The sequence below is a fragment of the Pseudomonas sp. GW821-FHT11D10 genome (assembly GCF_058808435.1).
Genome location: NZ_JBXARR010000005.1, coordinates 78535 through 92691 on the forward strand (window position 1 = coordinate 78535; position 14157 = coordinate 92691).

The 14157-nt window shown below is 61.9% G+C and carries 14 protein-coding genes and 1 pseudogene; 7 read left to right on the forward strand and 8 right to left on the reverse strand.

What is annotated here, in order from left to right:
* Positions 1–49 precede the first annotated feature (49 nt).
* From pip to AC1RT4_RS16875, 7 genes are all read left to right on the forward strand, one after another.
* Positions 50–1021: a prolyl aminopeptidase gene (gene pip / locus AC1RT4_RS16845; protein ID WP_007952436.1), complete on the forward strand. Its 972-nt coding sequence runs from the start codon at positions 50–52 to the stop codon at positions 1019–1021.
* Positions 1018–1455 (forward strand): D-aminoacyl-tRNA deacylase, encoded by a 438-nt coding sequence (gene dtd / locus AC1RT4_RS16850; RefSeq protein ID WP_064592873.1) that lies wholly within the window; start codon positions 1018–1020, stop codon positions 1453–1455. Before pip ends, dtd begins: the two co-directional genes overlap by 4 nt.
* A 321-nt stretch (positions 1456–1776) precedes the next feature.
* Complete coding sequence (locus tag AC1RT4_RS16855; RefSeq protein ID WP_085608516.1) at positions 1777–3591, forward strand: glucan biosynthesis protein G; 1815 nt, start codon at positions 1777–1779, stop codon at positions 3589–3591.
* Entirely contained in the window at positions 3584–6154 is a 2571-nt protein-coding gene (mdoH, locus tag AC1RT4_RS16860) for a glucans biosynthesis glucosyltransferase MdoH (RefSeq protein ID WP_262195755.1), read from the forward strand. The genes AC1RT4_RS16855 and mdoH overlap by 8 nt, the downstream gene beginning before the upstream one ends.
* A gap of 247 nt (positions 6155–6401) precedes the next feature.
* A complete protein-coding gene (locus AC1RT4_RS16865) occupies positions 6402–7199 on the forward strand; it encodes a transporter substrate-binding domain-containing protein (protein WP_039772466.1) in 798 nt (265 codons plus the stop codon).
* 138 nt (positions 7200–7337) lie between these two features.
* Positions 7338–8297 (forward strand): amino acid ABC transporter permease, encoded by a 960-nt coding sequence (locus AC1RT4_RS16870; RefSeq protein ID WP_007952431.1) that lies wholly within the window; start codon positions 7338–7340, stop codon positions 8295–8297.
* Positions 8290–9024: an amino acid ABC transporter ATP-binding protein gene (locus AC1RT4_RS16875; protein ID WP_064592877.1), complete on the forward strand. Its 735-nt coding sequence runs from the start codon at positions 8290–8292 to the stop codon at positions 9022–9024. Before AC1RT4_RS16870 ends, AC1RT4_RS16875 begins: the two co-directional genes overlap by 8 nt.
* A 53-nt stretch (positions 9025–9077) precedes the next feature.
* Here the strand turns inward: AC1RT4_RS16875 and AC1RT4_RS16880 are convergent, their stop codons facing one another.
* The 8 genes and pseudogenes from AC1RT4_RS16880 to hisI form a co-directional block, all read right to left on the reverse strand.
* Positions 9078–9950, reverse strand: coding sequence for a methyl-accepting chemotaxis protein (locus AC1RT4_RS16880; protein WP_371850981.1), 873 nt, complete (start codon positions 9948–9950; stop codon positions 9078–9080).
* Positions 9933–10994 (reverse strand): annotated as a pseudogene (locus tag AC1RT4_RS16885) (methyl-accepting chemotaxis protein); the annotation flags it as partial. The pseudogene AC1RT4_RS16885 and the gene AC1RT4_RS16880, both read right to left, overlap by 18 nt.
* Positions 10995–11101: 107 nt before the next feature.
* Positions 11102–11809 (reverse strand): 16S rRNA (uracil(1498)-N(3))-methyltransferase, encoded by a 708-nt coding sequence (locus AC1RT4_RS16890; RefSeq protein WP_262159081.1) that lies wholly within the window; start codon positions 11807–11809, stop codon positions 11102–11104.
* On the reverse strand, positions 11806–12594 hold the full coding sequence (gene tatC / locus AC1RT4_RS16895; protein WP_007952425.1) for a twin-arginine translocase subunit TatC: 789 nt from the start codon (positions 12592–12594) through the stop codon (positions 11806–11808). Before tatC ends, AC1RT4_RS16890 begins: the two co-directional genes overlap by 4 nt.
* Entirely contained in the window at positions 12591–13037 is a 447-nt protein-coding gene (tatB, locus tag AC1RT4_RS16900) for a Sec-independent protein translocase protein TatB (RefSeq protein ID WP_493086467.1), read from the reverse strand. The genes tatC and tatB overlap by 4 nt, the downstream gene beginning before the upstream one ends.
* A 10-nt stretch (positions 13038–13047) precedes the next feature.
* Positions 13048–13326 (reverse strand): twin-arginine translocase TatA/TatE family subunit, encoded by a 279-nt coding sequence (locus AC1RT4_RS16905; protein ID WP_007952423.1) that lies wholly within the window; start codon positions 13324–13326, stop codon positions 13048–13050.
* Between the two features lie 25 nt (positions 13327–13351).
* A complete protein-coding gene (locus AC1RT4_RS16910) occupies positions 13352–13684 on the reverse strand; it encodes a phosphoribosyl-ATP diphosphatase (RefSeq protein WP_003220849.1) in 333 nt (110 codons plus the stop codon).
* Positions 13677–14078, reverse strand: a complete 402-nt coding sequence (gene hisI, locus AC1RT4_RS16915; protein WP_007909357.1) for a phosphoribosyl-AMP cyclohydrolase — start codon at positions 14076–14078, stop codon at positions 13677–13679. The genes AC1RT4_RS16910 and hisI overlap by 8 nt, the downstream gene beginning before the upstream one ends.
* Positions 14079–14157 lie beyond the last annotated feature (79 nt).

Genomic DNA, 14157 nt, shown 5'->3' on the forward strand with positions numbered 1-14157 from the left:
ATAATAGAAGTCCCCCCAGGGATGACCTCGACCCCTTACGGAGCGCGCAATGCAGACTTTGTTTCCGCAGATCAAACCTCACGCACGGCACGATCTGGCCGTCGATGACACCCATACGCTGTACGTCGACGAAAGCGGTTCACCGGAAGGTTTGCCGGTGGTGTTCATCCACGGAGGTCCCGGCGCCGGGTGCGACGCCCAGAGTCGCCGCTACTTCGATCCGAACCTGTATCGCATTGTCACCTTCGACCAGCGCGGCTGCGGTCGCTCCACGCCCCACGCCAGCCTGGAAAACAACACCACCTGGGATCTGGTCGAAGACCTCGAGCGCATCCGCAAACACCTGGGCATCGACAAATGGGTGCTGTTCGGCGGTTCCTGGGGTTCGACCCTGGCGCTGGCCTACGCGCAGACCCACCCGGAGCGCGTGCATGGGCTGATCCTGCGCGGGATCTTTCTCTGCCGTCCGCAGGAAATCGAATGGTTCTACCAGGCTGGCGCCAGCCGTCTGTTCCCCGATTACTGGCAGGACTACCTCGCGCCGATTCCGCTGGACGAGCGCGACGACCTGCTCAGCGCTTTCCACAAACGCCTGACCGGCAACGACCAGATCGCCCAGATGCACGCGGCCAAGGCCTGGTCGACCTGGGAAGGGCGCACCGCGACCCTGCGTCCGAACCCGCTGGTGGTCGACCGCTTCTCCGAGCCGCAGCGCGCCTTGTCGATCGCGCGGATCGAATGCCACTACTTCACCAACAACGCGTTCCTTGAGCCAAACCAGCTGATCCGCGACATGGGCAAGATCGCCCATCTGCCGGGCGTGATCATCCATGGTCGCTACGACGTGATCTGCCCGCTCGACAACGCCTGGGAACTGCATCAGGCCTGGCCGAACAGCGAGCTGCAGGTGATCCGCGATGCCGGCCACGCCGCGTCCGAACCGGGCATCACCGATGCACTGGTGCGCGCCGCCAGCAAAATGGCCCGTCGTCTGCTCGACCTGCCGCCCGAAGAAGCATGAAGGGTCTGTTGCAGCGCGTGAAAGGCGCGCGGGTCGAAGTGGCGGGTGAGGTGGTTGGCAGTGTCGATCAGGGTTTATTGGTGCTGGTGGCGGTCGAACCCGACGACACGCCGGCCAGCGCCGACAAACTTCTGCATAAGCTGCTTAACTATCGAGTGTTCAGTGACGCCGAGGGCAAGATGAATCTGTCCCTGGCGGATGTGGGCGGCGGGTTGCTGCTGGTCTCTCAGTTCACCCTCGCTGCCGACACCAAAAGCGGGTTGCGCCCGAGTTTCTCGACCGCCGCCCCTCCGGCGCTGGGCGAAGAATTATTCGACTATCTATTAAGCAAAGCGAAACAGATGCATGGCACAGTGGCATCAGGTAGATTCGGCGCGGATATGCAGGTGCACCTGGTCAACGATGGCCCGGTAACCTTCCTGTTACAGACATGAAAGCGCTTGAAACATCTTTTTAAGGGCTTTTCGACTGAAAACAGGGAATTTTCGCGATAAATACTTTGTTACCCCTGATGCGTTGTCACGCGGGCTACTAGATAATCGCGCGCTACGGGGATCAGCGTTCGTTGGTCCATTTTGACTTAGGTAGAGACTTGTCCGGATCCGATTGGGGAATCATTTTGACCCAGCGGAGTCGGAACAATGCTCGCCAACTTGGCAAGGGTGCCCTGAAAGGTCGGTTTTTTTGTACCGAATCCCTCACAGGCACTTCATCTGGCCGTTGGTTTATTGATCTGTTTTCGGCGAGGGTTGCTCGTGATTGTTAGTCCCTGTAATGCAGCAAAATTGTCTGCCAAACGCTTGCGCAGCGCTCTGGTAGCGGGCTCGGCAGTACTCTGCCTGCTCAGCGCCGGCCAGCTTTGGGCATTCAATCTTGACGATGTGTCGGCCAAGGCCAAAGAGCTGGCCGGGCAGAAGTTCGAAGCCCCGCGCAGCAACCTGCCGAACGAATTCCGTGAAATGAAATTCGCGGACTATCAGAAGATTCGTTTCCGCACCGAAAAAGCCGAATGGGCCGACCAGAAGAACCCGTTCAAGCTGTCCTTCTATCACCAGGGCATGCACTTCGATACGCCGGTGAAAATCAACGAAATCACCGCGAACACCGTCGAAGAGATCAAATACGATCCGAGCCGTTTCGATTTCGGCGACCTGCAGTTCGATCCTAAGGCCACCGAACAACTGGGCTACGCCGGTTTCCGTGTGCTGTACCCGATCAACAAGGCTGACAAGCAAGACGAAATCATGACCATGCTGGGCGCGAGCTACTTCCGCGTTGTCGGCAAGGGTCACACCTACGGTCTGTCGGCCCGTGGTCTGGCAATCGACACCGCTTTGCCGTCCGGCGAAGAATTCCCGCGTTTTCGCGAGTTCTGGATTCAGCAACCGAAGCCGGGCGACAAGCACCTGGTGATCTTCGCCCTGCTGGATTCGCCACGTGCGACCGGCGCCTACCGTCTGATCCTGCGTCCGGGCAGCGACACCATCGTCGACGTCAAGGGCCAGATGTACCTGCGTGACAAGGTCGGCAAGCTCGGCATCGCGCCGCTGACCAGCATGTTCCTGTTCGGCGCCAACCAGCCGTCGAAAGTGCTCAACTACCGTCGCGAACTGCACGACTCCAGCGGTCTGTCGATCCATGCCGGCAACGGCGAGTGGATCTGGCGCCCACTGAACAACCCGAAACATTTGGCTGTCAGCCAGTTCAGCGTCGAGAACCCGCGTGGTTTCGGTCTGCTGCAACGTGGCCGTGACTTCAGCCACTACGAAGACCTCGACGACCGCTACGACAAGCGCCCAAGCGCCTGGATCGAGCCGAAGGGCGACTGGGGCAAAGGCACCGTCGATCTGGTCGAGATCCCGACCGCCGACGAAACCAACGACAACATCGTTGCGTTCTGGAGCCCGGAAAAACTGCCGGAGCCTGGCCAGCCGCTGGACTTCGCCTACCGCATGCACTGGACCATCGACGAAGCCGCGCTGCACGCGCCGGACAGCGCCTGGGTCAACCAGACCCTGCGTTCCACGGGTGACGTCAAGCAATCGAACCTGATCCGTCAGCCGGATGGCAGCGTGGCCTACCTGGTCGACTTCGAAGGCCCGTCCCTGGCCGCTTTGGCCCCGGATGCAGACGTTCGCAGCCAGGTCAGCGTCGGCGACAACGCCGAACTGGTCGAGAACAGCGTGCGCTACAACCCGGAAACCAAGGGCTGGCGCCTGACCCTGCGGATGAAGATCAAGGACGCGAGCAAGTCCACCGAGATGCGCGCGGCTCTGGTTCAACCAGTGGTCACCGCTGATCTGGCCAAGTCTTCGGTGCCGACGTCCAATTCGTCGGTAGCCAAGGCCGACAAGGTTGCCGCCAAGCAGCAAGAGAAAGCCGACAAGGAAGCCAAGGCCGCCGAGGCCAAACAGGCCGACGCCAAGCCGGTTGCAGATGCCAAGGACAAGGCCAACAAAGACGCCAAGCAGCCAGCCGCTGCGGACGCGGCCCCAGCCACACCGGAATCGGCACCGACTGAAGAAGTCCTGACCGAAACCTGGAGCTATCAGTTGCCTGCCGATGAGTAACTCTCAAGTACAGCCAGAGACTCTGTCCGAGTACCTGGCGCATCTGCCGATGACCGACGAGCAGCGCGCGGAACTCGCGGGCTGCCAGTCCTTCAGCGAATTGCATGAACGCCTGTCGTCCAAGACCTTTGACGCTCCGACCGAAGCCGCCCAGGCTTCGGTGGGCAAGCGCCTGACCCTGAGCACCGCCGAAGAGCTGGAAGACGCGGAAATGCTGGTGCTCGACGCCAGCGGCCGGGTCAGCATGAAGGCCACGCCGCCGATCCGTCGGACCAAGGTCGTGCCGGAGCCGTGGCGCACCAACATTCTGGTGCGTGGCTGGCGCCGCCTTACCGGCCGGACCAACCCGCCGCAACCGCCGAAGGACGCCAACGTGCTGCCGGCGGCGCGCTGGCGCACGGTCGGTTCGATCCGTCGCTACATTCTGCTGGTGCTGATGCTGGGTCAGACCATCGTCGCCGGCTGGTACATGAAAGGCATCATGCCGTACCAGGGGTGGTCGTTCGTCGATCTGGAAGAAGTCCTGCATCAACCGCTGCTGCAAACCGCCACGCAAGTGCTGCCGTATGCGCTGCAAACCAGCATCCTGATCATGTTCGGGATTCTGTTCTGCTGGGTGTCGGCCGGTTTCTGGACCGCGCTGATGGGCTTCCTCGAATTGCTCACCGGCCACGATAAATACCGGATCTCCGGTAAAAGTGCCGGCAACGAGCCAATTCCGAAGGATGCGCGCACCGCACTGGTGATGCCGATCTGCAACGAAGACGTGCCTCGGGTGTTCGCCGGTCTGCGCGCGACGTTCGAGTCGGTCGCCGCTACCGGCGACCTGGACCGTTTCGACTTCTTCGTCCTCAGCGACAGTAACGACACCGACATCTGCGTGGCCGAGCAGCAGGCCTGGCTGGACGTCTGCCGCGAAGCCAAGGGCTTCGGCAAGATCTTCTATCGCCGCCGTCGCCGCCGCGTCAAACGCAAGAGCGGTAACCTCGATGACTTCTGCCGTCGCTGGGGCGGTGACTACAAGTACATGGTCGTACTCGACGCCGACTCGGTCATGAGCGGCGAGTGCCTGACCAGTCTGGTGCGCCTGATGGAGGCCACTCCGGACGCCGGTATCATCCAGACCGCGCCGCGCGCTTCGGGCATGGACACGCTGTATGCCCGCATGCAGCAGTTCGCCACCCGCGTTTACGGTCCGCTGTTCACGGCCGGTCTGCACTTCTGGCAGCTGGGTGAATCCCACTACTGGGGTCACAACGCGATCATCCGCATGAAGCCGTTCATCGACCACTGCGCCCTGGCGCCGTTGCCGGGCAAGGGTGCGTTCTCCGGTGCGATTCTCTCTCACGACTTCGTTGAAGCAGCGCTGATGCGCCGTGCCGGCTGGGGCGTGTGGATTGCCTACGATCTGCCGGGCAGCTACGAAGAACTGCCGCCGAACCTGCTCGACGAGCTCAAGCGTGACCGTCGCTGGTGCCACGGCAACCTGATGAACTTCCGCCTGTTCCTGGTAAAAGGCATGCACCCGGTGCACCGCGCGGTGTTCCTGACCGGCGTGATGTCCTACCTGTCGGCGCCGCTGTGGTTTTTCTTCCTGGTGCTGTCGACCGCGCTGCTGGCCGTGAACACGCTGATGGAGCCGCAGTACTTCCTTGAACCGCGTCAGCTGTATCCGCTGTGGCCACAATGGCACCCGGACAAGGCGATCGCGCTGTTCTCGACAACCATCGTGCTGCTGTTCCTGCCGAAGCTGTTGAGCATCATCCTGATCTGGGCCAAGGGCGCGAAAGAGTTCGGCGGCAAGTTCAAGGTGACCCTGTCGATGCTGCTGGAGATGCTGTTCTCCATGCTGCTGGCGCCGGTGCGGATGATTTTCCACACCCGTTTCGTCCTCGCCGCGTTCCTTGGCTGGGCCGCGACCTGGAACTCGCCGCAGCGTGACGACGACTCGACGCCATGGAGCGAAGCGGTCAAGCGTCACGGTCCGCAGACCCTGCTGGGCTTCTTCTGGGCGTTGCTGGTGATCTGGCTGAACCCGAGCTTCCTGTGGTGGCTGGTGCCGATCGTCGGTTCGCTGATGCTGTCGATTCCGGTGTCGGTGATTTCCAGCCGCGTCGGTCTGGGCCTCAAATCCCGTGACGAGAGCCTGTTCCTCATCCCCGAGGAATACAATCCGCCACAGGCGCTGCTGGCCACCGATCAGTACACCCACGAAAACCGCTGGCACGCGCTGAATGACGGTTTCGTCCGCGCCGTGGTCGATCCGCAGCAGAACGCCCTGGCGTGCTCGCTGGCGACTTCGCGTCACGGTGAGGCCGAGCCGATCGAATGGCTGCGCCAGGAACGCGTGCGTCACGCGATCAAGGTCGGTCCGGCCGGGCTGAACAACCATGATCGCCTGCAATTGCTGAGCGACCCGGTAGCCCTGGCCCGTCTGCACGAGCAGGTGTGGGCTGAAGGTCACGCCGAGTGGCTGGATGCATGGCGGGCTTCGGTGAAAGCCGATCCCCATGCGCCGCTGCTGCCGCTCAAACCTGTGAGCTTGCAGGCGCAACCGGCCTGATGAAGAAACCCCGCGAAAGCGGGGTTTTTTTTGCCTGCCGATTATCGTCGCGGATCACTCGTTCCCACGCTCTGCGTGGGAATGCAGCCCGGGATGCTCTGCGTCCCATCCGGCATCAACCGATCAAAAAACCTTGTGCAAACGAACGAGTGCGTTAGCATCCGTCCCCGAATTGGCGCACCCGGACAATCTTGTCCATTTCTGTCGGTTTTCGCGCCGCAAACGCAATGGTTTTGGGGACTTGAAGATGAAGAAGTATCTGTCGATGCTGCTGGTCGGCGTCACGGCACTGGTTGCAGTCAATGCGGCGCAGGCCGGCGCCATCGATGACGCGGTCAAGCGCGGCTCGTTGAAAGTCGGTATGGATCCGACCTACATGCCGTTCGAAATGACCAACAAGCGCGGCGAAATCATCGGTTTCGAAGTCGACATCCTCAAAGCCATGACCAAGGCCATGGGCGTCAAGCTGGAGCTGGTCTCCACCGGCTACGACGGGATCATCCCGGCGCTGATGACCGACAAGTTCGACATGATCGGCAGCGGCATGACCCTGACCCAGGAACGCAACCTGCGCCTGAACTTCAGCGAACCGTTCATCGTGGTCGGCCAGACCCTGCTGATCCGCAAGGAGCTGGAAGGCACCATCAAGTCCTATAAAGACCTGAACACCGCCGACTACCGCATCACCTCCAAGCTGGGCACCACCGGCGAGATGGTCGCCAAGAAGCTGATCTCCAAGGCCAAGTACCACGGCTACGACAACGAGCAGGAAGCCGTGCTCGACGTGGTCAACGGCAAGGCTGACGCCTTCATCTACGACGCGCCGTACAACGTCGTTGCAGTGAACAAGGTCGGCGCCGGCAAGCTGGTGTTCCTCGACAAGCCGTTCACCTACGAGCCGCTGGCCTTCGGTCTGAAGAAGGGTGACTACGACAGCATCAACTTCATCAATAACTTCCTGCACCAGATCCACGAAGACGGCACCTACGATCGCATCCATGACAAGTGGTTCAAGAGCACCGAGTGGCTCAAGGACATGGAATAAGGCCCGCCCGCTGATCGTTCCCACGCTCTGCGTGGGAACGCATCCTGTGACGCTCCGCGTCACGATCAGGCACGGACGCAGAGCGTCCCCGGCGGCATTCCCACGCAGAGCGTGGGAACGATCATCTGAGAATCTGCAATGAAACAGAAAAAAGCCCAATGGCCCTGGCACGTCCTGACCGTGCTGGTGCTGGTCGGCCTGGCTGGCGCGCTGTATTACGCCACGTCGCTGATGTCCTACGAATGGCGCTGGAACCGCGTGCCGCAGTATTTCGCCTATCAGGCCGAGGAAACCCAGCGCGCCACCGACATTTCCACCGTCAGCGAACTGGTGCGCAAGGGCGGCAGCGCGCAGGTCACCCTGCGCAACGATGCCGGTGACGAGCAGCACTTGACCGTCGACGAAAACAGCCTGCAATTCGCTCAGGGCGACGATGTGGCCGAAGGCGACGTCGTGGGCGTGACGCGGCATTGGGCGGCGGGTCCGCTGTTGTGGGGCCTGTGGACCACGCTTTGGCTGTCGGTGGTGTCCGGCGTGCTGGGTCTGCTGATCGGTCTGGCCACCGGGCTGTGCCGGCTGTCGAGCAACCCGACCCTGCGCGACCTGTCGACGATCTATGTCGAACTGGTGCGCGGCACGCCGCTGCTGGTGCAGATCTTCATTTTCTATTTCTTCATCGGCACTGTGATGAACCTGTCCCGGGAGTTCGCCGGGATCGCCGCGCTGTCGCTGTTCACCGGCGCCTACGTGGCGGAAATCATCCGTTCCGGTGTGCAGTCGATTGCCCGTGGCCAGAACGAGGCGGCGCGTTCGCTGGGTCTGAGCGCCGGCCAGTCGATGCGTCATGTGGTGCTGCCGCAAGCGTTCAAGCGCGTGCTGCCGCCGCTGGCCGGGCAGTTCATCAGTCTGGTCAAAGACACTTCTCTGGTTTCGGTGATCGCCATCACCGAGCTGCTGAAAAGCGGTCGTGAAGTCATCACCACGTCGTTCTCGCCGTTCGAGATCCTGTTCTGCGTCGCCGGCCTGTACCTGTTGATCAACCTGCCGCTGTCGAAAATCGCCAGCCGGCTTGAGCGGAGGCTCGCGCAAAGTGATTGAAGTCCGCGATCTGGTAAAAGTCTTCGACACCCGTGGGCAAGTCGTGCGCGCGGTGGATAACGTCAGCACTTCCGTGGCCAAGGGCGAAGTGCTGGTGGTGATCGGCCCGTCGGGTTCCGGCAAGTCGACGTTCCTGCGTTGCCTCAACGGTCTGGAAGAATTCGACTCCGGCTCGGTGAGCATCGACGGCCTGCAACTGGCCGACCCGAAAACCGACGTCAACGCCTACCGCCGCGAAGTCGGCATGGTGTTCCAGCATTTCAATCTGTTCCCGCACATGACCGTGCTGGAAAACCTGTGCCTGGCGCAGAAGGTCGTGCGCAAGCGTGGCCAGAAGGAAAGCGAAGCCAAGGCTTTGGCATTGCTGGAGAAGGTCGGCATCGCCCAGAAGGCCCGCGAATATCCGTCGCGCCTGTCCGGCGGTCAGCAGCAGCGCGTGGCGATTGCCCGGGCGCTGGCGATGGACCCCAAGGTCATGCTGTTCGACGAGCCGACCTCGGCCCTCGACCCGGAAATGGTTGGCGAAGTGCTGGACGTGATGAAGAACCTGGCCGTGGAAGGCATGACCATGGTCTGCGTGACTCACGAAATGGGTTTTGCCCGGGAAGTGGCGGATCGGGTGCTGTTCTTCGATCACGGCAAACTGCTGGAAGACGCCTCGCCGGCGGAGTTCTTCGATGCACCGAAGGATCCGCGAGCCCAGGCGTTCCTGCGGCAAGTCCTCTAAACGCAGGGCAAAAAAAACGCAGCCACCTGGCTGCGTTTTTTTGTTTGCGCGGTTTATACCTTGAACCGGCCCACCAGCGTTTGCAGGTGAGTGCCCAAACGCGCCAGCTCGACGCTGGAGGCCGCCGTCTCTTCACTGGCCGCCGAGGTCTGGTCCGACACATCCCGCACGTTCAGCACGCTGCGGTTGATCTCTTCGGCCACGGCGCTCTGCTGCTCGGCCGCCGCGGCGATCTGCTGGTTCATCGCCTGAATCGCCGAGACGGTGCGGGTGATGCTTTCCAGCGAGCCACCGGCGCGACGGGTCAGCTCGACGCTGCTGTCGGTCAGGGTGCGGCTGTTGTCCATGATCGTCGCCACTTGCTGGGTGCCGTTCTGCAGGCCGACGATCAGCTCTTCGATCTCTTCCGTGGACTTCTGGGTGCGCTGGGCGAGGCTGCGGACTTCGTCGGCGACCACCGCAAAACCACGTCCGGCTTCACCGGCCCGGGCGGCCTCGATGGCGGCGTTGAGGGCCAGCAGGTTGGTTTGCTGAGCCACGGACTTGATCACATCGAGCACGCTGCCGATCTTGTCGCTTTCGCGCTTGAGCTCGCCCATGGCTTCGGTGGAGTGGCCGACTTCGGCAGCCAGACGTTCGATCTGGGCAATGGCCTCGCCAACCACCTTGTCGCCTTCACGGGCCTGCTGGTCTGCGGCGACCGCTGCTTCCGAAGCTTCTTCGGCGTTGCGCGCGACTTCCTGCACGGTGGCGGCCATTTCGTTCATGGCGGTGGCGACCTGGTCGGTCTCGATTTTCTGATTGTTCACGCCGGCGCTGGTCTGCTCGGTCACGGCGGACAATTCCTCGGCGGCGCTGGCGATCTGGGTCACGCCGTCGCTGATCCCGCCGATCAATTCGCGCAGGCCCTGAGTCATGCTCTGCATCGAGCGTTGCAGTTGACCGAGTTCGTCGCGGCGCAGGGACACCAGGTTGTGGGTCAGGTCACCGGCGGCTACGCGCTCGGCAACTTTCAGGGTTTGCTCCAGCGGGATGATGATCTGCCGGGTTATCGCCCAGGCGGCGAGCAGACCGAAGGCCACGGCCAGCAGAGTGGCGATCAGCAGCTGGTTCTTGGCGCTGGCGGCATCGGTGTCGCGGACGATGGTCTGGGATTCGGTGAGTTTCTTGCTGACGTCGAGCAGGATGTCGCCCTGAGCGGTCATGCGCGCCATGGCCTTGGCGTTGTTCACCTGGGAGTCGCGGAACTGGCTGACGGCAGCGCGGTAAGCCTTGAGCGATTCGGTGGCCTGTTGCAGGTTGGCGATGTGTTGCTCGGGCAGTTTGCTCGGCAGGCTTTCCAGATTGTTCAGGGCGGCGGCGATGGCATCCAGCGCGGGTTGTTCGGCCTCGGCCTTGCCGCTGTAGGTGTAACCGCGCACCTGATAGCGCGCCTGCTGCAGCAGTTTGCTCAGCTCGATCACGCTGTTGAATTGCGCAACGCTGTCGCCTTGCAGCAGGGATTTCTCGACTTCGCTGACCTTGGCCACGGCGTTGTCGGCGCTGGCGCCGAGTTTGCTGCGGGCGTCTTCACGCTGCACGGTGGCCTGGGTCATGTCGCCAAAGGCGCGTTTGTACTCGGCGACCGCCGCCAGTTGCTGATCGATCATGGCCACGTCGGACGATTGCTCGATCATGCCTCGGGCGCTTTGCAGGCCGCTGTCGAGTTTGCCGAGCAGGTCGTTGACCGCGCCGGGGCCCTGTTCGCCACGACGGGCTTCATAGTCCAGACGCGCCAGGCGCAGGTCTTTGGTCAGTTCGTTGAGGCTGGAGATGAACCCGAGCTTGTCGCCCCGGCTGATGATCCCGCTCATGCCGGTCCAGCCGGTAAAGGTGATCAACAGCGTCAGCAGCAGCACCAGGCCGAAACCGATTCCCAGCTTGCGTTTGACGCTGACGTTTCCAAGATTCTCGGCTAACCAACGGTACATGCGACGACTCCCCTCGGACCACTAATTGGACTTATGGAGAGTGTATCGGCCGCATGATGGCAATCTGTAACGCGATTTGTCTGGAGAAGGGCTTAGAACAGAAGCACTCAGAACAACCGGGCGAGCAGCGCGGTGACGGCGGTTTCGACCCGCAGGATGCGGTCGCCCAGTTGCACCGGTTGCAGGCCGGCCTTGGCCAGCAGATCGATTTCGTAGGGAATCCAGCCACCCTCGGGGCCAATGGCCAGGGTTACCGGTTCGCTGAGGGCGCGGGGGCAGGGCGGGAAATTGCCCGGATGGCCGACCAGACCGAGGGTGCCGTCGGTGATGGCCGGCAGGCGATCTTCGACGAACGGCTTGAAGCGCTTCTCGATGATGATCTCCGGCAACACGGTGTCCCGGGCCTGTTCGAGGCCGAGGATCAGCTGTTCGCGAATCGCTTCCGGTTCGAGGAATGGCGTCTGCCAGAAGCTTTTCTCGACCCGGTAGCTGTTGACCAGAATCACCTTCGACACGCCCATGGTCGCCACGGTCTGGAACACCCGGCGCAGCATTTTCGGGCGGGGCAGGGCGAGTACCAGGGTCAGCGGCAGTTTGGCCGGCGGTGGTTGATCGAGGGTGACTCGCAGCTCGGCTTCACCCGCGTCCAGACGCAGCAGCTCGGCCGAGCCCATCAACCCGTTGATACGCCCGACCCGCAGGCTGTCGCCGACTTCCGAACGGTGGACTTCCTGCATGTGGGTCAGGCGTCGATCACGCAGCACGACGCGGTCGGCCGCGATGAAGTCGGCCTCTTCGAGCAGCAGCAGGTTCATGGCTGAGTCGCTGGCGGCTGGTCGTTGTGATCGTCGGCGGTTTCTTCCGGGCGCTCGCGCTTGCTGACCAGACTGCCGAACAGGATGCCGACTTCAAACAGCATCCACATCGGCACGGCCAGCAGGGTCTGGGAGAAGATGTCCGGCGGGGTCAGGATCATGCCGACCACGAAGCAGCCGATGATCACGTACGGACGGATCTTCTTCAGGTATTTGACGTCGACCACGCCGATCCACACCAGCAGCACCACGGCCACCGGGATTTCGAACGCCACGCCGAAGGCGAAGAACAGCGTCATGACGAAATCGAGGTAACTGGTGATGTCGGTCATCATTTCCACGCCGGCCGGGGTGGCCGAGGCGAAGAACTTGAAGATCAGCGGGAACACGAAGAAGTAGGCGAACGCCATGCCGGTGTAGAACAGCAGGATGCTGGAAATCAGCAACGGCACTGCGACGCGCTTCTCGTGCTTGTACAGGCCCGGTGCGATGAAGCCCCAGATCTGATGCAGGATCACCGGGATCGCCAGGAACAGCGAGACCATCATCGTCAGTTTCAGCGGCGTCAGGAACGGCGACGACACGTCGGTGGCGATCATCGTCGCGCCGGCCGGCAGGTATTCGCGCAGCGGCGTCGAGACGAAGGTGTAGATCTGCTGGGTGAAGGCAAACAGCCCGGCGAAGATGATGAAGATCGCCGCGACGCAACGCAGCAGGCGGGTGCGCAACTCGGTGAGGTGCGAAACCAGCGGCATGTGCTGGTCGTTTTCGGGGAGATCGCTCATGAGGCTCGCGGCGGCAGAGTGGTGTCGTTTGGCGCTGGTGGAGTCGGCGCGGCGGTTGGGGCTACGTGTTCAACCGTCGTGGCTGCGACAGCAGGCGCAGAATCGGTTGGCGCTGCGACAGGTGCTGGTGGCGTCGCGGCGGCAGGCGCATGAATCGTCTGCTCACCCACGTGCTCGACCGGCGTCGGCTCCTGCTGAACCGGCGTGAAAATCTTCCGCGCCTCCTGTTCCAGCGACAGGATGTGCTCGTTGTGCAGTTGCCGACGGATTTCGTCGGCACCGATTTCACGCTCAACTTCCTGTTTGATCGCGTTGAAGCTGCGCTTCAGCCGTCCGACCCACAGGCCGGCGGTGCGTGCAGCGCCCGGCAGACGCTCGGGGCCCAGCACCAGCAGGGCGACGAGGCCGACGAGCAGCAGTTCAGAGAAGCTGATACCAAACATTAGTCAGTGCTCACACGTCTTTGCGGATCGGCTCTTCGACTTTCTGCGCCTGCACGTCGATGGTGTGCGGCGGGTTGGCCTGAGCGGTGGCTTGCGGCTGTACCGGTGGAACCGGCTGCGCAGGCGTGACGGTCGGATCGGCCGGTTTTTCATCGTCGTTCATGGCTTTACGGAAGCCCTTGATCGATTCGCCAACGTCGGTGCCGAGGTTTTTCAGTTTCTTGGTGCCGAATACCAGTACCACGACCACCAGGATGACGATCCAGTGTTTCCAGTCAAAAATGCCCATGTTGCTGTTCCTCTCTAATAGTTGTTCAGGCGGACGGACGCGAGGCTTTCTCGACGTGTCCGGACAGGCCGAAACGGCGATCCAGTTCATCCAGCACCGCCTGCGGATGCTGCCCCAGCTGGGCAAGCATGACCATGCTGTGGAACCACAGGTCGGCGGTCTCGTAGATCACGTCGCTGCAGTCGCCGCTGATGGCGGCGTCCTTGGCGGCAATGATCGTTTCGACCGATTCTTCGCCGACTTTCTCCAGAATCTTGTTCAGACCCTTGTGGTACAGGCTGGCGACATACGAGCTGTCGGCGGCTGCGCCCTTGCGCTCTTCCAGCACCTGAGCAAGGCGGGTCAGGGTGTCACTCATGTTTGTGTCCTGCGGAGTAAATAGCGTGCGGGTCTTTCAGGACCGGGTCGACCGTTTTCCAGTCGCCGTTTTCGAAGACGCGGTAGAAGCAGCTTTGACGGCCGGTATGGCAAGCGATGTCGCCGATCTGTTCGACCATCAGGATGATGACGTCGGCGTCGCAGTCCAGACGCATTTCATGCAGCGTCTGTACGTGGCCGGACTCTTCGCCCTTGCGCCACAGCTTGCCACGGGAACGTGACCAATAGATGGCACGGTTTTCCGCCGCGGTCAGCTCCAGGGCTTCGCGGTTCATCCAGGCCATCATCAATACGCGTCCGGTCTTGTGATCCTGGGCAATCGCCGGCACCAGGCCATCGGCGTCCCACTTGATCTCGTCCAGCCAGTTTTTCATCTTCGACTCCGACAGCGAACCCACACTTCAATAGTCGGGTTCAGGCGTTGAAACAGTGTGCCAGCCGATCACGGAACTG